Annotated in this window: 18 protein-coding genes; 7 read left to right on the plus strand and 11 right to left on the minus strand. The window is 72.5% G+C overall.

Annotated elements, in window-relative coordinates; all coding sequences use genetic code 11:
* Window positions 1-6: 6 nt before the first annotated feature.
* The 3 genes from OG403_RS26060 to OG403_RS26070 form a co-directional block, all read right to left on the minus strand.
* Window positions 7-1,251, minus strand: coding sequence for an HRDC domain-containing protein (locus OG403_RS26060; RefSeq protein ID WP_329568408.1), 1,245 nt, complete (start codon window positions 1,249-1,251; stop codon window positions 7-9).
* A gap of 113 nt (window positions 1,252-1,364) precedes the next feature.
* Window positions 1,365-2,081, minus strand: coding sequence for a response regulator transcription factor (locus OG403_RS26065; protein ID WP_329568410.1), 717 nt, complete (start codon window positions 2,079-2,081; stop codon window positions 1,365-1,367).
* Window positions 2,082-2,406: 325 nt separating this feature from the next.
* Complete coding sequence (locus tag OG403_RS26070; protein ID WP_329568412.1) at window positions 2,407-3,081, minus strand: DUF3000 domain-containing protein; 675 nt, start codon at window positions 3,079-3,081, stop codon at window positions 2,407-2,409.
* A gap of 278 nt (window positions 3,082-3,359) precedes the next feature.
* On the opposite strand from OG403_RS26070, the gene hemE reads away from it, so the two are divergent.
* Genes hemE through hemQ form a run of 3 tightly spaced genes read left to right on the plus strand, consistent with a single transcriptional unit; the run spans window position 3,360 to window position 6,554 of the window.
* On the plus strand, window positions 3,360-4,430 hold the full coding sequence (hemE, locus tag OG403_RS26075) for a uroporphyrinogen decarboxylase (protein ID WP_329572563.1): 1,071 nt from the start codon (window positions 3,360-3,362) through the stop codon (window positions 4,428-4,430).
* Entirely contained in the window at window positions 4,430-5,824 is a 1,395-nt protein-coding gene (gene hemG / locus OG403_RS26080) for a protoporphyrinogen oxidase (RefSeq protein ID WP_329568414.1), read from the plus strand. The genes hemE and hemG overlap by 1 nt, the downstream gene beginning before the upstream one ends.
* Window positions 5,825-5,840: 16 nt before the next feature.
* Window positions 5,841-6,554, plus strand: coding sequence for a hydrogen peroxide-dependent heme synthase (gene hemQ / locus OG403_RS26085; RefSeq protein ID WP_329568416.1), 714 nt, complete (start codon window positions 5,841-5,843; stop codon window positions 6,552-6,554).
* 18 nt (window positions 6,555-6,572) lie between these two features.
* Here the strand turns inward: hemQ and OG403_RS26090 are convergent, their stop codons facing one another.
* From OG403_RS26090 to OG403_RS26120, 7 genes are all read right to left on the minus strand, one after another.
* Window positions 6,573-7,352, minus strand: coding sequence for a TIGR04222 domain-containing membrane protein (locus OG403_RS26090; protein WP_329568418.1), 780 nt, complete (start codon window positions 7,350-7,352; stop codon window positions 6,573-6,575).
* A gap of 204 nt (window positions 7,353-7,556) precedes the next feature.
* On the minus strand, window positions 7,557-8,057 hold the full coding sequence (locus tag OG403_RS26095) for a SigE family RNA polymerase sigma factor (protein WP_329568420.1): 501 nt from the start codon (window positions 8,055-8,057) through the stop codon (window positions 7,557-7,559).
* A gap of 76 nt (window positions 8,058-8,133) precedes the next feature.
* Window positions 8,134-8,979, minus strand: a complete 846-nt coding sequence (locus tag OG403_RS26100) for a hypothetical protein (RefSeq protein ID WP_329568421.1) — start codon at window positions 8,977-8,979, stop codon at window positions 8,134-8,136.
* A 155-nt stretch (window positions 8,980-9,134) separates the two neighbouring features.
* Entirely contained in the window at window positions 9,135-9,539 is a 405-nt protein-coding gene (msrB, locus tag OG403_RS26105) for a peptide-methionine (R)-S-oxide reductase MsrB (protein WP_329568423.1), read from the minus strand.
* Between the two features lie 11 nt (window positions 9,540-9,550).
* On the minus strand, window positions 9,551-10,969 hold the full coding sequence (gene murC / locus OG403_RS26110) for a UDP-N-acetylmuramate--L-alanine ligase (protein WP_329568425.1): 1,419 nt from the start codon (window positions 10,967-10,969) through the stop codon (window positions 9,551-9,553).
* Between the two features lie 157 nt (window positions 10,970-11,126).
* The gene (locus OG403_RS26115; protein WP_329568427.1) at window positions 11,127-11,585 is read right to left on the minus strand and encodes an indole-3-glycerol phosphate synthase; all 459 of its coding nucleotides are present in this window, start codon (window positions 11,583-11,585) and stop codon (window positions 11,127-11,129) included.
* Window positions 11,586-11,700: 115 nt separating this feature from the next.
* Window positions 11,701-12,468 carry a dihydrofolate reductase family protein gene (locus OG403_RS26120; protein WP_329568429.1) on the minus strand — a complete coding sequence of 256 codons (768 nt, stop codon included), beginning with the start codon at window positions 12,466-12,468 and terminating at the stop codon, window positions 11,701-11,703.
* A 145-nt stretch (window positions 12,469-12,613) separates the two neighbouring features.
* On the opposite strand from OG403_RS26120, the gene zapE reads away from it, so the two are divergent.
* The 4 genes from zapE (at window position 12,614) to OG403_RS26140 (ending at window position 17,603) form a co-directional block, all read left to right on the plus strand.
* Window positions 12,614-13,591 carry a cell division protein ZapE gene (zapE, locus tag OG403_RS26125; protein WP_442911089.1) on the plus strand — a complete coding sequence of 326 codons (978 nt, stop codon included), beginning with the start codon at window positions 12,614-12,616 and terminating at the stop codon, window positions 13,589-13,591.
* A 37-nt stretch (window positions 13,592-13,628) separates the two neighbouring features.
* Window positions 13,629-15,737, plus strand: coding sequence for an excinuclease ABC subunit UvrB (gene uvrB, locus OG403_RS26130; protein WP_329568433.1), 2,109 nt, complete (start codon window positions 13,629-13,631; stop codon window positions 15,735-15,737).
* Window positions 15,738-15,921: 184 nt separating this feature from the next.
* Window positions 15,922-16,503 carry a TerD family protein gene (locus OG403_RS26135; protein ID WP_329568436.1) on the plus strand — a complete coding sequence of 194 codons (582 nt, stop codon included), beginning with the start codon at window positions 15,922-15,924 and terminating at the stop codon, window positions 16,501-16,503.
* Between the two features lie 200 nt (window positions 16,504-16,703).
* Window positions 16,704-17,603: a TerC family protein gene (locus OG403_RS26140; RefSeq protein WP_329568438.1), complete on the plus strand. Its 900-nt coding sequence runs from the start codon at window positions 16,704-16,706 to the stop codon at window positions 17,601-17,603.
* A gap of 49 nt (window positions 17,604-17,652) precedes the next feature.
* Here OG403_RS26140 and OG403_RS26145 read toward each other — a convergent pair whose 3' ends face one another.
* Window positions 17,653-18,306 (minus strand): MBL fold metallo-hydrolase, encoded by a 654-nt coding sequence (locus tag OG403_RS26145; protein WP_329568440.1) that lies wholly within the window; start codon window positions 18,304-18,306, stop codon window positions 17,653-17,655.
* Window positions 18,307-18,336: the final 30 nt, after the last annotated feature.

Genomic DNA, 18,336 nt, shown 5'->3' on the forward strand with positions numbered 1-18,336 from the left:
TGCCCGTCAGGCCGCCGACTGCGCCGCCGCCAGGAAGGCCTCGGCGACCACGGGGGCCACCAGCTCGACCTGCCAGCGCCGCGCGCCCAGCGCCCGCAGCGCGCCGGCCACGGCGGGCGCGGTCGCCTCGGTGGGCGGCTCCCAGGAGACCCGGCGGATCAGGTCGGGGGTGATCAGGTTCTCGGCCGGCAGGTGGTGCTGCTCGGCCAGCTCGGTCACCGCGGCCCGTGCTCCGGCGAGCCGGGCGGCGGCCACCGGGTCCTTCTCGGCCCAGGCCCGCGGCGGCGGCGGACCCTCGTGCGGGGCGGCGGCCGGGGGCAGCTGAGCCTCCGGGATCGCCCGGGCCCGGTCCAGCGCGGCCAGCCAGTGCTCCAGCTGCCGCCGGTGCACTCGGGGGCCGAAGCCCTGCAGGTTCTGCAGCGTCTGCACGGTGGTCGGCATGGCCAGGGCGGCCGAGACGATCGCCGCGTCGGAGAGCACCCGCCCGGGGGAGACGTCCCGCTCCTGCGCCTGCTTGTCCCGGGCCTGCCACAGCTCGCGGACGGCCGCCAGCTGCCGGCGCCGGCGCACCTTGTGCAGTCCCGAGGTGCGCCGCCAGGGGTCCACCCGGGGCGCGGGGCGCGGGGCGGCGGCGATCGCGGCGAACTCCTCCAGCGCCCAGCCGAGCTTGCCCTGGGCGTCCAGTTCCCGCTCGAGCGCGTCGCGCAGCTCGACCAGCACCTCGACGTCCAGAGCCGCGTAGCGCAGCCAGGGCTCGGGCAGCGGGCGGGTGGACCAGTCCACCGCCGAGTGCTCCTTGGCCAGCGTGTAGCCGAGCACGCTCTCGGTCATCGGCCCGAGGCCGACCCGGGCGAACCCGGCGATCCGGCCCGCGAGTTCGGTGTCGAAGAGGCGCTGCGGGCGCATGCCGACCTCGGCCAGGCAGGGCAGGTCCTGGGTCGCCGCGTGCACCACCCACTCGGCGTCCGCCAGTACGGTGCCCAGGCCGCTCAGGTCGGGGCAGGCGATCGGGTCGATCAGCGCGGTGCCCGCGCCGGCCCGGCGCAGCTGGATCAGATAGGCGCGCTGCCCGTAGCGGTAGCCGGAGGCCCGTTCGGCATCGACGGCGACCGGTCCGGTCCCGCCGGCGAAAGCCTCGACCACGGCCGCCAGCGCGGTTTCGTCCGCCACTACGGGTGGCAGGCCTTCCCGCGGCTCCAGCAGCGGCACCGGGGCGGTCTCTAGGGCGATGGCTTCAGCGGCGTCGGTCACTCCCCAAGGGTACGACGCCCCCCGTCAGGGGGACCCTGCTCGGCGGTCGTCGAGCTGCCCGAAAGCGGGCGGCGGCCCGGAGGAAACGTTCCTCCGGGCCGCCACGCGGCCACTCAGTGGATGATGCCGGTCCGCAGCGCGACGGCTACCATGCCGGCCCGGTCGCCGGTGCCCAGCTTGCGGGCGATCCGGGCCAGGTGGCTCTTCACGGTCAGCGCGGACAGGCCCATCGCCACGCCGATCGCCTTGTTCGACTGTCCTTCGGCGACCAGCCGCAGCACCTCGACCTCACGGCCCGACAGCTCGCGGTAGGCGGCGGGCGCGGCACCCGGAGCCCCGGGCGCACCGCCGGCCCCGGGTGCGCCGAGGTGTCCGGGGGTGCCGGGCATCCCCGGGCGGCGCATCCGGCCGGCCAGCCCGGCGGCGCCCAGCGGCAGGCCCGGGCGGCCCGGCATCGCCACGTTGGTCCGGGTGCCGGTGACCACGTAGCCCTTGACGCCGCCGGCCAGCGCGCTGCGCACCGCGCCGATGTCGTCGGCGGCGGACAGCGCCAGGCCGTTGGGCCAGCCCGCCGCCCGGGTCTCGGCCAGGATGGTCAGGCCCGACCCGTCCGGCAGGTGGACGTCGGCCACGCAGATGTCGCGCGGGGTGGAGACCCGGGGGCGGGCCTCCGCGATCGAGGAGACCTCGATGACGTCGCGTACGCCGAGCGCCCACAGATGGCGGGTGACGGTGTTGCGGACCCGGGGGTCGGCGATCACCACCATGGCCGTGGGCTTGGTCGGGCGGTAGGCGACCACGTTCGCGGGGTGCTCTAGCAGGACCGACACCGTTGCCTCCTGAGGGGAGTGGCGGACGGAACCCCGATGGGCGAAGGAGTCGGAGTGTTCCGTGTGTGGAAAGGGTCACAGACTGCTTCGGCATCATCCGTGCGCGGCTTTAGCGAATGATCACGATCTGGTGAGCCACAATACGGACAAATTGCGCAGACAAAGGGTGCGACATGCCCATGGGTCGTCAGAAGTCGATCAGAAATGGGACGAAACGATCAGCCGTAGCTGGGTAGTTGACGCCCGATCACAGCCGGTGATGCCCTGTGAGCAGCCCGGCGACCCGCCCGTGGGCGGTGTGCGGCCCTCGACGGGTCGTCAGCCTTCAGTGTGAGCGCGGCCGACGTCTGGCGGGCATCGGGACCACTCCGCCGAGTGACGGCGCGTCGGCTGCGGCCAGGGGCGCGGGAGTGCTCGGGGGCAGCCCGGCGCAGACGCAGAGCAGGTCGGTCCAGGCCGTCAGGTGCCGCTCGAACCGGCCGTCGGAGGGGGTCCAGGAGGCCCGCAGCTCGATCTCGGTGGACGACGGCCGTTCGGCCAGCGCGCCGAAGTACTGCGAGGCGCACCTGCTCACCGTGCCGCCCGGCGCGGCGAAGCCGGCACCCTGGGTCTGCAGCGCGTCCATCAGCCAGGCCCAGCCGACCTCGGTCAGCAGCGGGTCGCCGGCGATCTCCGGCTCCAGCTCGGCCCGGGTCATGGTGACCACCCGGAACTCGCCCTGCCAGGCCTCGGGCCCGGCCGGATCGTGCAGCAGGACGAAACGCCCGTCGGCCAGCTCCTCGCCGTCCAGCTCCACCTCGGCGGTCACCGCCCAGCTGAACGGGGCCAGTCGGCGCGGCGCCGGCGCGGTGGACAGCCGCACCTCGGGGCGCGGGCGCACCGCCGTCAGCGCCTCGACCGCACTGCGGAAGGCGTCGACGTGCGGCTCCGCCGCGGGGATCGACGCCGACTCCTTGCTCGTCCCGCCCTGTTGTGCGGGGTTCCCGCCGACCGCTGCCATGAGCTGAAGACTAGGCCCTGTCCTTGGATTACCGGCGGAGCGGCACGCCACCCCGGACCCCGGTGGCGTGCGGGGTGGCGCGCATCCCGGGCGGATCGGCGGATATCGCCCCGGGCGGCGCCCGAGCAGCCCCCCGGACGGCACCGGACAGTTCCTGGACAGGTCCTGGACGACCCCTGGACGGCCCTTGGACGATCCCACGAGTGGGCCGCGGCGGGGTTCGCGAAAGCGCGTGGGAGGATGACCGGGTGAGTGAGACGACCGCAGCCCAGCCCGCCGTGCCGACCCCCGCAGTTCCGCCCGCCGCGCGCGGTCGGGCCTATGACTCGGCCTTCCTGCGGGCCTGCCGGCACGAGCCGGTGCCCCACACCCCGGTCTGGTTCATGCGTCAGGCGGGCCGCTCGCTGCCCGAGTACCTCAAGGTGCGCGAGGGCATCCCGATGCTCGAGTCCTGCATGCGGCCCGAGCTGGTCAAGGAGATCACCCTGCAGCCGGTGCGCCGGCACAAGGTGGACGCGGCGATCTTCTTCAGCGACATCGTGGTGCCGCTCAAGGCGGTCGGCATCGACGTCGACATCAAGCCCGGCGTCGGCCCGGTGATCGCCGACCCGATCCGCACCGCCGCCGACCTGCAGCGGCTGCGCCCGCTGGAGCCGGACGACGTCCGCTACGTCACCGAGGCGATCGGCCTGCTGGTCGACGAGCTGGGCGAGACCCCGCTGATCGGCTTCGCCGGTGCCCCGTACACGCTGGCCAGCTACCTGGTCGAGGGCGGTCCGTCGAAGAACCACGAGCGCACCAAGGCCATGATGTACGGCCAGCCCGAGCTGTGGGCGCAGCTGGTCGACCGGCTGGCCGAGATCACCGCCGCCTTCCTCAAGGTGCAGATCGCGGCCGGCGTCTCGGCCGTCCAGCTCTTCGACTCCTGGGTGGGCTCGCTGGCGCCGGACGACTACCGACGCTCCGTCATGCCCGCCAGCACCAAGGTCTTCGACGCGGTCGCCGACCTCGGCGTGCCCCGGATCCACTTCGGTGTCGGCACCGGCGAGCTGCTCGGCCTGATGGGCGAGGCCGGCGCCGACGTGGTCGGCGTCGACTGGCGGGTGCCGCTCAACGAGGCGGCCCGCCGGGTCGGCCCCGGCAAGGCGCTGCAGGGCAACCTCGACCCGGCGGTGCTCTTCGCGCCGACCCCGGTGGTGGAGACCAAGGCCCGCGAGGTGCTGCACGCGGCCTCGGCGCTGGGCGGCAGCGGCCACATCTTCAACCTGGGCCACGGCGTGCTGCCGAGCATGGACCCGGACGCGCTCAGCCGCCTGGTCGCCTTCGTGCACGAGGCCAGCGCGCGCTGATGGCACTCCCCGAGGTCGCGGTGATCGGCGGCGGCATCGCCGGGCTGGCGGCCGCCGCCCGACTCGGCGGCGCGGTCGGCGGGCCGGCCCGCGCGCGGGTCACCCTGCTGGAGGCCGGCGACCACCTGGGCGGCAAGCTGCGCACCGGCGAGGTGGGCGGGGTCCAGGTCGACCTCGGCGCCGAGTCGATGCTGGCCCGCCGCCCTGAGGCCGTCGAGCTGGCCCGGGAGGTCGGCCTGGCCGACGCCCTGGAACCGCCCGGCACCGCCAAGGCCGCCGTCTGGACCAGGGGCGCGCTGCGCCCGCTGCCGGCCGGCCAGTTGATGGGCGTGCCCGGCGACCTCGAGGCGCTCGCCGCCGCCGAGGTGCTCAGCCCCGAGGGCCTGGCCCGGGCGCGGGCCGAACGCCCGGCCGCGATCGGCGCCGTGGGCGAGGACATCGCGATCGGCGCCTACGTGGCCGAGCGGCTCGGCCAGGAAGTGGTGGACCGGCTGGTCGAGCCGCTGCTGGGCGGTGTCTACGCGGGCCGCGCCGCGGAGATCTCGCTGCGCGCCGCCGTCCCGCAGCTGCTGGCGATCGCCCAGGGCGGCGGCTCGCTGGTCGAGGGCGTGCACGGGCTGCTGGACCGCCCGCAGGCCGGCGGCCCGGTCTTCCAGGGCCTGCGCGGCGGGATCGGCACCCTGCCGGGTGCCGTCGCCGCCGCCTGCGAGCGGGCCGGCGTCGAGCTGCGGCTGCGTACGCCCGTCACCGGGCTGCGCCGCACCCCCGAGGGCTGGCTGGTCAACGGCCAGGCGTTCGACGCCGTGGTGCTCACCGCCCCCGCGCCGGTCGCCGCCGGGCTGCTGGCCGCCGACGTGCCGGGCGCCGCCGCCGAGCTGGCCGGGATCGAGTACGCCGGGATGGCGCTGGTCACCCTCGCCTTCCACCGCGCCGACCTGCCCGAACCGCCGCCCGGCAGCGGGTTCCTGGTGCCTGCGGTGGACGGGCGCTCGATCAAGGCCGCCACCTTCTCCAGTCAGAAGTGGGGCTGGCTGGCCAAGGCCGCCCCCGACACCTTCGTACTGCGCACCTCGCTGGGCCGCTACCGCGAGGAGGCGGCCCTCGACCTGGACGACGCCGAGCTGATCGACCGCTCGCTGGCCGACCTGCGCGCGGCGGTGGGCCTGAGTGCCCGCCCGTACGCCGGCGCGGTCAACCGCTGGCGGGCCGGACTGCCGCAGTACCCGGTGGGCCACCTGGAGCGGGTCGCCCGGATCCGGGCCGCCGTGCGGGGGGTGGGCGGGCTCGCGCTGGCGGGCGCGGCCTACGACGGGGTGGGCATCCCGGCCTGCGTGGCGAGCGCCCGGCGGGCCGTCGACGAGGTGCTGACCCCGCCGCCGGGGCAGCGTGCGTGAAAGGGAGAATGAGGGCATGACCGATACCGCTGAGCAGACGCCGCAGAAGAAGAAGGCCCGGGACCTGAACCAGGTCATCCGCTACACCATGTGGTCGGTGTTCCAGCTGAAGGACGCGCTCCCCGAGGACCGCGCCGCGCTGGCCGCCGAGGTCGACGAGCTGTTCGAGCAGCTCGCCGCCAAGGACGTGACGGTGCGCGGCAGTTACGACGTCTCGGGCCTGCGTGCCGACGCCGATCTGATGATCTGGTGGCACGCCGCCGACTCCGACGACCTGCAGGAGGCGTACAACCGCTTCCGCCGCACCGCGCTCGGCCGCCTGCTGAAGCCGGTCTGGTCGAACATGGCGCTGCACCGCCCCGCCGAGTTCAACAAGTCGCACATCCCGGCCTTCCTCGCCGACGAGCACGCTCGCGAGTACGTCTGCGTCTACCCGTTCGTCCGCTCCTACGAGTGGTACCTGCTGCCGGACGAGGAGCGTCGGGCGATGCTCGCCGAGCACGGCCAGATGGCCCGTGGCTACCCGGACGTGCGGGCCAACACGGTGGCCTCGTTCGCGCTCGGCGACTACGAGTGGCTGCTCGCCTTCGAGGCGGACGAGCTGCACCGGATCGTGGACCTGATGCGCGACCTGCGCCCGTCCCGCGCGCGGCTGCACGTGCGCGAGGAGGTCCCGTTCTTCACCGGTCGCCGCAAGCCGATCGCCGAGCTGCTGAACGGCCTGGTCTGACCGTTCTCGAGGCAGCGGCTAGCCCCGCAGTGCCATCCGCAGCCGGGCGTCCGGGTGGGCGTCGGCGCCGTCGATCGCCACCGCGGTGAGCAGTCGGCGCTCGGCGTCGCTCGCGCCCGCGCCGCTCGACCGGCGCGGGCGGCGGCGCAGCTCGCGCAGCACCTCGTCACCGGCCGGGGCGGCCCAGCGGGTGTAGGGGTGCACGTCCACCCGGGCCATCAGCAGGGTGCCGGTGGTGAGGATCAGCGGCAGCGAGAACCAGGCCAGGGTGGCGGCGCCCTGCTGGTGCCCCGGCTCGGTCAGCGTCATGGCCGCGACCAGCAGCACCGCCGAGAGCAGCAGCGCCTGGCGGACCTGACGCACCGCCAGCAGCGTGCTCTCCCGGATCGCCGCCGGGGTGGCCAGCCCGGCCAGCGAGAGCCGGGCGCCGATCTCGGCCACCGTCGGGTGCTCGCTCAGGGCCTCGCGCAGTTCGGTGGTCCGGCACTGCCCTTCGGGCCCGATCTCGCTGATCAGCGCCCGCTCCAGGCGGCTGCGGCCGTGCGGGTCGACCACCGTGGTCCAGCCGGTGTGCGCCAGGTGCAGTCGGCCGCGGCTGTTCATCAGCACCAGCGCCAGGTCCACCACCCGCTCCGGGCCACCGGCCAGATAGGCCGTCTCGTAGAGCCCGATCGCCACCTGCTCCGCCTCCTCCTCCACCAGCCCCGCCAGCGCGTCCGCCGAGGCGGCGGCCCGGACCAGGCGCAGACAGGCGAGCACCGCGACGACACAGGCCGGGACCAGGAAGAGCAACCACATGAGCCCTGTTCTAGACCTCCTGGGCACGAGCTGGGAACAAACCTGGGGCACGATATCGAATCGTGATCGGCCCGGCCGGTGGGTGGGGCTCCGGGGCGGGTCGTGGGTGGGCGTTCAACCGGCTTGGGCGGCCTGCGGGTTGAGGCCGTCGATCAACGGGCTGGGCCGGCGCGGACCGGGGTGCGGCCGGGGAAGCGACCCCGGTCAGCCGAACAGCACCGCCCGCTCCGCGCCGAGGTGTCCGCGCAGCACGGTGAGCGCGCGCATGCTCTGCGACTTCACCACCGAGGTGCTCAACCCGAGGATCTCGGCGGTCTGCTCCACGCTCTGGTCCTCCCAGTAGCGCAGCAGCACGATCGCCCGCTCCCGCTTGGGCAGCAGCGCCAGCGCGTTCAGCAGGGTGAGCCGGTCGGCCGTCGGGTCGCCCTGGTGCGGCCGGTCCGGCAGCTGATCCACCGCCAACTCGCTGCTGCTGCGCAGCCGCTTGTGGTCGAGCAGCGTGTTGAGCAGCACCTTGCGGGCGTAGCCGAACGGGTCGCTGCCGTGCCGGGCCAGCCGGTTCCAGGCCACGTACATCTTGGTCAGCGTGCTCTGGGTCAGGTCCTGGGCCAGGTGCCAGTCCCGGCACATCAGATAGGCGATCTGCCGCAGGCGGGTGACGTTCGCCTCGGCGAATGCGGTGAAGTCGGCTTCGTTGCGCACCATCGGTCTCCCGGTCTCGGTGGGGTGGAAATGGGGGGAGCCGCGGCCCCACCAGGGGGCCGCGGCGGTGATGGTGCCGCTACTTGGTGATCGGCAGGTTGGGGTACTTGGCGTTGGCGGCCTGGACGAACGAGGCCGGCATCTGGTAGCTGATCGCCGGATTGTCGGCCAGGGCGACGGCCTGCTCCTGGGTCAGCGGCGGGTTGTTCGGGCTGGTGACGCCCGCCGTGTCGCAGTTGGGCTGCCAGACCGCGACGTCGACGCCGTCGTGGCGCCGTACCACGATGATGGAGTGCTGCCAGCAGGCGGCCGGGTTGGAGACCACCTCGAACTGCTCGCCGCTGGGCGTGGTCGAGCAGTGGTAGCTGTAGCTCGCCGGCCAGTCGCCCGGCTGGCAGAACGAGTACTGCGACTTGTACGCCGCGACGCTCAGCGCGGAGGTGCCCTGCGCCGTCTTCACGTTGAGGGAGACGGAGGGGTTGGGGGTCGCCGGGTCGCCCTGCTTGGCCGAGTAGTGGTCCGTGCTCAGGCCGGCCGGCAGGGCGTGCAGCACTGCGTCCAGCAGGGCGGCCGGGCTGTCCGCGACCAGTGAGCCGGTGGGCGCCGACGAAGCGTCCCCCGACGCGGCCGGGGCCGCCGCGGGGGAGTCGGACGGTGAGGCGGTGACCGCCGCGGCGGCGCCCAGCTGGGTCGGCTGCGCCGAGCCGTTGCCCAGCACCCCGACCAGCAGGCTGGCCGCGACCGCAACGGCGGTCACCGAACCGGTGACCGCGCCCACGGCACGCCACCGCCGCTGCCGGCGACCACGCTGGGCGGCGACGCCCACGACGTCGCCCAGCGCGGGCGCGCCGAGTGCGGCCAGCTCGGTGTCCAGCGAGTGGTGGAACTCCTCGGGTCGGAACCCGCTGTCTTCGTTCTCGAACATCTCGGTTGCTTCCCTCTTGGTGTCAACCGCACGCCGGCCATGCGGACCCGCTCCTGCGCGGGGCTCTGCTCACCAGGACGGGTCGGCGCGGTGGTTCGGTCGCACCTGAGGGAGAAGCAATCGAATCGATGTTCCTGCCGGGGCTCGGGCAGGCCCTACTCGGCCGGCCGCAGGGTCAGCGAGATGCTGTTGATGCAGTACCGCTGGTCGGTCGGCGTCGGGTAGCCCTCGCCTTCGAAGACGTGGCCCAGGTGGCCGCCGCAGCGCGCGCAGCGGACCTCGACCCGGCGCATGCCCATCGCGGTGTCCTCGATGTACTGGACCCGGTCCTCGGCCAGCGGCGCGTAGTAGGAGGGCCAGCCGCAGTGGCTGTCGAACTTCGTCTCCGAGCTGAACAGTTCACTGCCACAGGCCCGGCAGCTGTACACGCCCACCGTCTTGGTGTCGGTGTACTCACCCACGAAGGGGCGCTCGGTGCCGGCCTCGCGCAGCACCTGGTACTCCTGCGGGCTGAGCTGGGCGCGCCACTCGGCCTCGGTCTTCTCGATCTCGTAGCTCATCTCCGACCTCCTCAGACCGCATCAGCAGTGAGACGCTCCAGGCCATTCCCGATCTCGTCCAGGATGGCCGGACCGAGGTTGGTGACGTCACCGGCACCCATGGTCAGCACCAGGTCGCCGGGCGCGGCCAGCTTCGCCAGCACCGCGGCGGCGGCCGTGAACTCGTGCTCGGCCGCCACCTCGGCGCCCGCGCGGCGGGCCGCGTCGATGATCAGCTCGCTGGTCACGCCCGGGATCGGGTCCTCGCGCGCCGGGTAGATGTCGAGCACCACCGAGGCGTCGGCCAGCGCGAGGGCCTGGCCCATCTCCTCGGCCAGCTGCTGGGTGCGGCTGAACAGGTGCGGCTGGAAGACCACCAGCACCCGGCCCGTGGTGGCCTCCCGGATCGCCTCCAGGTCGGCGGTCATCTCGGTGGGGTGGTGCGCGTAGGAGTCGATCACCTGCACGCCGCGCGCCTCGCCCTTGAGCTGCAGGCGCCGACGCACGCCGGTGTACGAGCCGAGTGCCTTGGCCAGCTCCTCGGCCGGCACGCCCAGCGCGACGCCGGCGGCCAGCGCCGCGACCGCGTTGTGCGCGTAGTGGCGCCCGGGCACCGAGACGGTGAAGGTCAGCTCGCTGCCGTCGAGCACCACGGTGACCTCGCTGGTCATGCCGCGCGCGGTCACCGAGACCACCCGTACGGTGGCGTCCTCGGCCGCCCCGACGGTGACCACCCGCAGGCCCTCGCGGCCGGCCACCCGGGCGGTCAGCTCGCGGGCGCCCGCGTGGTCGGCGGAGACCACCAGCGTGCCGCCGGGCTGGATCCGCCCGACGAAGGTCTCGAAGGAGTCGTAGATCTCCTCCATCGAGGCGTAGTTGGCGTGGTGGTCGAGCTCCACGTTGAGGATGATCGCCACCTCGGGCGCGTACTTGTGGAAGCTGCGGTCGCTCTCGTCCGCCTCGGCCACGAAGATCTCGCCGGTGCCGTGGTGCGCGTTGCTGCCGGGGGCGTCCAGGTCGCCGCCGATCGCGTAGGACGGGTCGACGCCCAGGGCGCCGAGCGCCACGGCCAGCATGCTGGTGGTGGTCGTCTTGCCGTGCGTGCCGGCCACCGCCAGCGCGCGCCGCCCGCCCATCAGCGCGGCCAGCGCGTCCGAGCGGTGCACCACCGGGATGCCGCGCTCGCGGGCGGCCACCAGCTCGGGGTTGTCGGTCCGGATCGCGCTGGAGACCACGATGCTGCTGGCGCCGTCCGGCACGTGCTCGGCGGCGTGGCCGACCCGCACGGCGGCGCCCAGCTCGCGCAGCGCGAGCACGGTCTCGGACTCCTTCGCGTCACTGCCGGAGACCTTGGCGCCGCGCACCGCGAGGATCTTCGCAAGACCCGACATGCCGGCCCCGCCGATTCCGATGAAGTGCGGGGCGTGCAGGTCGTGGGCGGCGTCGTTCAAGGCAGTCTCCAGAGCTGAAGAGGCGAGCTGAAAAGGCGAATCGTCCTCGCGGGTCATCCCGCAAGGACGATTCTGCACCACCGGGTCACCAAGCCCCGTGTTCGGCCGACCGGCCCGCGACGCAGCGGAGGGTGGGGGCCGCCGACCCGGGGGCCGGTCAGGCCTCGCTGGCGAAGAGCTTGAGCACCGGGACGCCGACCTTGTGCCGGGCCTTGGAGGCCCAGTCGCGATGGAAGAACTCCTCCACGAAGTGCGGTGCGGTCAGCACCAGGACCTCGTCCGCCGAGGTCTCCTCGACCACCTTGCGCAGGTTGTCCAGCGGGTCGGCCTCGACCACCTGGCCGACCGCCTCGGCGCCGGCCTGGCGCAGGTGGCGCAGGCTGTGCTCCAGTGACTCGGCGGCCACGGCCGGTCCGTTGGCCGTCTCGTGCTCGTGCACCGCCTTGTCGAGATGTCCGAGCGCCACGTCGTCGAGGGAGCGCAGCAGCTCGTCCTGCTTGCCGCGGGGTTGCATCAGGACGACGAACGAGACCTTCTCCTCGCCGTGCAGTGTGGTGACCAGCTCCACATCGGCGTCGGAGAGTGCCTTTTCGATCATCAGTACGGTCTTGAACACTAGAGTCCCTTCCGTGTTGCAGGCCCCCGGGGTCCGGTGTCCCCTCCCATAGTGCCCGGAGGAAGCTTTCCTCACGCGGCACATGTGGCACACAGGCCACCTGGAAAGTGGGCGGCTACTCAGGGGTACGGCAGTAGCGGGTGAAGAGGAAACCTTTCTGCTCGATCAATGAGACCAGCCGCATCCGCTGTGCGTCAGCCATTTCGGCACCGTGCATGATCCGTGGCGCGTCGCCGGCGGTGACCAGCGGGGCGAGCGAGAGGCACAGCTCGTCCAGCAGGCCCTCGGCGGCCAGCTGGGCCAGCAGACGGGGGCCGCCCTCGGTGAGCTGGCGGGTCCAGCCGCGCGCGGTCAGCTCGGCCAGGGCGGCGGTCAGGTCGACCCCGCCGTCGCCGACCGTGATCAGGTCGGCCACCTCGGCCACCGCGGCGCGGGCGGCGGCCGGCGCGTCCGCCGGCGCGATCACCACGGTGCGCACCAGCGGCTCGGTGAACAGCGGGGCGGTCAGGTCCAGCCGCAGACTGCGGCTGACGACCGCGATGACGGGTGCCGGCGCCTGCCCGGCCGCCGCCCGCGCCGCCGCGAAGTCGGCTCGCGCCCGGGCCGGGCGGTAGCCCTCGGCCCGCACCGTCTCGGCGCCCACCAGCACCACGTCGGCCAGCGCCCGCAGCACGCCGAAGATCCGCTTGTCGGCATCGCCGGAGAGCCCCTCGGAGAGGCCGGACAGCTTCGCGGCCCCGTCCAGCGAGCCGACCATGTTGGCCCGCAGCCAGGGCTGTCCCGCGGCCACCCGCTCCGGATAGGCGTAGGTCTCGGCCAGCGCCTCCAGCGAGTTCGGGTCGGCGTGGGCGGGGGAGTGTGACGTACGGATCAGCTGGCGCATGTCTGGCAGTCTTCCACGGCGCGTACCCTTTACTATCGTGCCCGCAGCCTCCCACCCCGAAGCCATAGCCGGTACCGTCACCGGTTCCCCGCTCGCACTGACCGAGCGCCGCCCGGTGGTCCCGGCGGAGCGCCTGGTCGCGGAGATGGTCCCGCCGCCCCGGTTCGCCGGCGTCAGCTTCGGCTCCTACCTGCCGGACCGCACCCAGCCCAGCCAGACCGAAGCGGTCACGGTGCTGGAGGAGTTCGCGGCCGGCCTGAACGCGGCCCAGGCCCCCAAGCGCGGCTGGTTCCGCAAGCCGGCGGTGCCATGGGGGTCCCCCCGGCCGAAGGCTGGGGGAGGCCCGGCCGGGGTCTACCTGGACGGCGGCTACGGCGTCGGCAAGACCCACCTGCTGGCCTCGCTCTGGCACGCGGCGCCGGGCCCCAAGGCCTTCGGCACCTTCGTGGAGCTGACCAACCTGGTCGGCGCGCTGGGCTTCCAGCAGGCGGTGCACACGCTCTCCGGCCACAAGCTGCTCTGCATCGACGAGTTCGAGCTGGACGACCCGGGCGACACGGTGCTGGTCTCCACCCTGCTGTCGCGCCTGGTGGCGGCCGGGGTCAAGCTGGCGGCCACCTCCAACACGCTGCCGGAGAAGCTCGGCGAGGGCCGGTTCGCGGCCACCGACTTCCTGCGCGAGATCCAGGGACTCTCGGCGCACTTCCGCCCGCTGCGGATCGACGGCCAGGACTACCGCCACCGCGGCCTGCCCGCCGCCCCGGCGCCGTACTCCGACGCCGAGGTGAACGACCGCGCCGTCGGCACCCCGGGCGCCGCGCTGGACGACTTCGGCGCCCTGCTGGCCCACCTCTCGGTGGTGCACCCCAGCAGGTACGGCGCGCTGCTCGACGATGTGCAGGCGGTGTTCCTGCGCGGGGTGCGGCCGGTGGAGGACCAGTCCACGGCGCTGCGCCTGGTGGTGCTGGCCGACCGGATGTACGACCGCGAGCTGCCGATCACCGCCTCCGGGATCCCGTTCGACCAGGTGTTCTCCGAGGAGATGCTGAAGGGCGGCTACCGCAAGAAGTACCTGCGCGCGATCTCCCGCCTGGTCGCCCTCGCCCGGGACAGCGCCAAGTAACCTCCGCTCTGTCGGTGCCGGGTCGTACGGTGGGACCGTGCGACCCATCACGAGCATTGAGCGGACCACGACGCCCTTCGAGGTCGTCAGCCCCTACCAGCCGAACGGCGACCAGCCGGCGGCCATCGCCGAGCTGGAGCGCCGCGTCCGCGCGGGCGAGCCGGACGTCGTGCTGCTCGGCGCCACCGGCACCGGCAAGTCGGCCACCACCGCCTGGATGATCGAGAAACTCCAGCGGCCGACCCTGGTGATGGCGCCGAACAAGACGCTGGCGGCCCAGCTGGCCAACGAGTTCCGCGAGCTGCTGCCGAACAACGCGGTCGAGTACTTCGTCTCGTACTACGACTACTACCAGCCCGAGGCGTACGTCCCGCAGACCGATACCTACATCGAGAAGGACTCCTCGATCAACGAGGAGGTCGAGCGGCTGCGCCACTCGGCCACCAACTCGCTGCTCACCCGCCGGGACGTGGTGGTGGTCGCCTCGGTCTCCTGCATCTACGGCCTCGGCACCCCGCAGGAGTACGTGGACCGGATGGTCCAGCTGCGGGTCGGCGAGGAGATCGACCGGGACGCGCTGCTGCGCCGCTTCGTCGACATCCAGTACACCCGCAACGACCTCGCCTTCAGCCGCGGCACCTTCCGGGTGCGCGGCGACACCGTGGAGATCTTCCCGGTGTACGAGGAGCTGGCGGTGCGGATCGAGATGTTCGGCGACGAGATCGAGTCGCTCTACACCCTGCACCCGCTGACCGGGGAGATCATCAAGCAGCACGACGCCATGCACGTCTTCCCCGCCACCCACTACGTGGCCGGCCCCGAGCGGATGGAGCGCGCGGTCAACGGCATCGAGCGCGAGCTGGCGGAGCGGCTGGCCGTCCTGGAGAAGCAGGGCAAGCTGCTGGAGGCCCAGCGGCTGCGCATGCGCACCACCTACGACCTCGAGATGCTCCGCCAGATCGGCAGCTGCTCCGGCGTCGAGAACTACTCGATGCACTTCGACGGTCGCGAGCCGGGCACCGCGCCCAACACGCTGCTCGACTACTTCCCGGAGGACTTCCTCCTGGTGATCGACGAGTCCCATGTGACGGTCCCGCAGATCGGCGCGATGTACGAGGGCGACGCCTCGCGCAAGCGCACCCTGGTCGAGCACGGCTTCCGGCTGCCCTCCGCGCTGGACAACCGCCCGCTGAAGTGGGAGGAGTTCCTGGAGCGGGTCGGCCAGACCGTCTACCTCTCGGCCACCCCCGGCCCGTACGAGCTGTCCCGCGGCGACGGCCAGGTCGAGCAGATCATCCGTCCGACCGGCCTGATCGACCCCGAGGTGATCGTCAAGCCGACCGAGGGCCAGATCGACGACCTGGTGCACGAGATCCGGCTGCGGGTCGAGCGGGACGAGCGGGTGCTGGTCACCACGCTCACCAAGAAGATGTCCGAGGACCTCACCGACTACCTGCTCGGCCTGGACATCCGGGTCCGCTACCTGCACAGCGACATCGACACGCTGCGCCGGGTGGAGCTGCTGCGCGAGCTGCGGGCCGGCAAGTACGACGTGCTGGTCGGCATCAACCTGCTCCGTGAGGGCCTGGACCTGCCCGAGGTCTCGCTGGTGGCGATCCTGGACGCCGACAAGGAGGGCTTCCTGCGCTCCGGCACCTCGCTGATCCAGACCATCGGTCGCGCCGCCCGTAACGTCTCGGGCCAGGTCCACATGTACGCCGACAAGATCACCCCGGCGATGGCGAAGGCGATCGACGAGACCAACCGTCGCCGGGCCGTCCAGCAGGCCTACAACGAGAAGCACGGCATCGACCCGCAGCCGCTGCGCAAGAAGATCGGCGACATCCTGGACACCCTGGCCCGCGAGGAGGTGGACACCGAGGAGCTGCTCAGCACCGGCTACCGGGACAACGCCAAGGCCAAGGGCAAGGCCCCGGTGCCCGCGCTGGGCGCCGACCGGTCAGCCGATCGGGCGAAGGGCGGCAGCCTGCCGGCGGTCGAGCTGGCCGGGAGCATCCAGGAGATGACCGAGCGGATGCACGCGGCCGCCGCCGCGCTCCAGTTCGAGGTGGCCGCCAGGTTGCGGGACGAGGTCAAGGAACTGAAGAAGGAGCTGCGCCGCTTGAAGGAGGCCGGAATCGCCTAGAGAGCCTCTTGACGTGAGGGGGTCGCCCCTGGTGGGGGCGTCCCCCAGGGCCTAGGGTTGGCACGCGACGTACCAGGCGGACAGCACAGCCATGGGGGCCTCAGCCGGGGGACGGCAGCGGGGTGTTCCGACGCTGGCCGGCGTGCGTGACCAATGCGCGCGGGCCGAGAGAGGGGATAACACCGTGTCGGTGAATCTGACCAAAGGGCAGCAGGTGAGCCTGCGCAAGCCCGGCGGCGAGTCGTTGAGCGTGGTCCGGATGGGCCTGGGCTGGCGGGCGGCGCCCAAGCGCGGGCTCTTCGGCAGCCGCACCCGGCAGATCGACCTGGACGCCTCGGCCCTGCTCTACGCCGAGCACACCCCCGCCGACGTGGTCTTCTTCCAGCAGCTGGTGAGCAAGGACGGCTCGGTGCGGCACACCGGGGACAACCTGGTCGGCGGCGTCGGGGCGGGCGGCGACGACGAGTCGATCGTGGTGGACCTGTCCCGGATCCCCGCGCAGATCACCCAGGTGGTCTTCACCGTCAGCTCGTACACCGGGCAGACCTTCGCCGAGGTCCGGCACGCGCACTGCCGGCTGATCGACGAGCTCAACGGCCAGGAGCTGGCCCGCTACGAGCTGACCGGCGGCGGCGCGCACACCGGGCAGATCATGGCCAAGGTCTACCGCGACCCGGCCGGCGGCTGGGGCATGCAGGCGATCGGTGCTCCGGCCAAGGCCCGCACCTTCCAGGACCTGCTGCCGGCCATCGAGCCGTTCCTGTAGCGGGTTCTCCCGCGGAAGGTCCTTTACCTTCTCTTGGGATTTGCTGTTACGCTTTTCGGAACGGAGGGGAGTATTCCCCCTACGGTGTTCCCGTCATCACGGCGGCCGCGTACCGGCCCGCCCGGGAGCATCGGCCCGCGTCGCAACGGCGCGGGCGGAAGAGACCTCCGGCAGAGGACACATGCCGGAGGAGCAGCTTCATGGACGTCTCGCTCGCCCTGTGGGCGACCACCATCGGGGTGCTGATCGCCCTGATCGCCGCCGACTTCTTCATCGGCGGCCGCAAGCCGCACGAGGTCTCGATCAAGGAGGCCGGCACCTGGACGGTGGTCTGGGTGGTGCTGGCGATCCTCTTCGGCTGCTTCCTGTGGTGGTACGGCGGCGGGCAGCCGGCCGGCGAGTTCTTCGCCGGGTACCTCACCGAGAAGTCGCTGAGTGTCGACAACCTCTTCGTCTTCGTGCTGATCATGGCCAAGTTCGCGGTGCCGCGCGACCAGCAGCAGCGGGTGCTGATGGTCGGGGTGCTGATCGCGCTGGTGCTGCGCGCGGTCTTCATCGCCTGCGGGGCGGCGCTGATCGCGAGCTTCTCCTGGGTCTTCTACATCTTCGGCGCGTTCCTGATCTGGACCGCCTGGAAGCTGATCAAGGAGGCCAGGGCCGGCCACCAGGACGAGGAGTTCCAGGAGAACCGGATGCTGACGGCGATCCGCCGCCGCTTCCCGTCGATCTCCACGCTGACCGTGGTGATGCTGGCCATCGGCCTCACCGACGTGCTCTTCGCGCTGGACTCGATCCCGGCGATCTTCGGCCTCACCCAGGACGCGTACATCGTCTTCACCGCCAACGCCTTCGCGCTGATGGGCCTGCGCCAGCTGTACTTCCTGATCGGCGGACTGCTGAAGCGCCTGGTCCACCTCTCCTACGGGCTCTCGGTGATCCTCGGCTTCATCGGCGTCAAGCTGGTGCTGCACGCGATGCACGAGAGCGGGCTGCACGTGCCGGAGATCGGCATCCCGTTCTCGCTCGGCTTCATCGTGCTGGTGCTGGGCGTCACCACGGTCACCAGCCTGCGCGCCACCCGGCGGGCCGAGCTCGGCTGACCGTGGCCGCCCCCGGGAGGCGCGTCGGCGGCTCCCGGGGGCGCCGCGTTCACCAGCCGCGCTCGCGCCACTGCGCCAGCTGCGGGCGCTCGGCGCCGAGCGTGGTGTCCTTGCCGTGGCCCGGGTAGACCCAGGACTCGTCGGGCAGCACGTCGAACAGCTTCGTGGTGACGTCGTGGTAGAGGCTCTCGAAGGCGGCCTTGTCGTTCCAGGTGTTGCCCACCCCGCCTGGGAAGAGGCAGTCGCCGGTGAAGACGTGCGGGTGCCCCTCCGGATCGTCGTAGATCAGCACGATCGCGCCGGGGGTGTGGCCGACCAGGTGGCGCACGGTCAGCTCGACCTCGCCGACCCGGACGGTGTCGCCGTCCAGCAGCAGCTGGTCGGTGGGTACCTCGATGCCCTCCGCGTCGAAGCGGCCGGCCGCGGTGCGGGCGCCGGTGGCGGCCACCACCTCGGCCAGTGCGTTCCAGTGGTCGTGGTGGCGGTGCGTGGTGACCACGGTGGCCAGCTGCTCGCCGACGGTCTCCAGCAGCGCCGGGGCGTCGGCCGCCGCGTCGATCAGCAGCTGCTCGTCGGTGGCCCGGCAGCGCAGCAGGTAGGCGTTGTTGTCGAAGGGGCCGACCGCGACCTTGGTGATGATCAGGTGGGCGAGTTCCCGCACGTCCGGCGGGCCGCCGACCTTGACGGCTCCGTGGTAGCTCAAGGGGTGCTCCTCTGGCGGTTTCTGGCCGGT

This window comes from Kitasatospora sp. NBC_01266 (assembly GCF_036242395.1).
Classification (GTDB): Bacteria; Actinomycetota; Actinomycetes; order Streptomycetales; family Streptomycetaceae; genus Kitasatospora.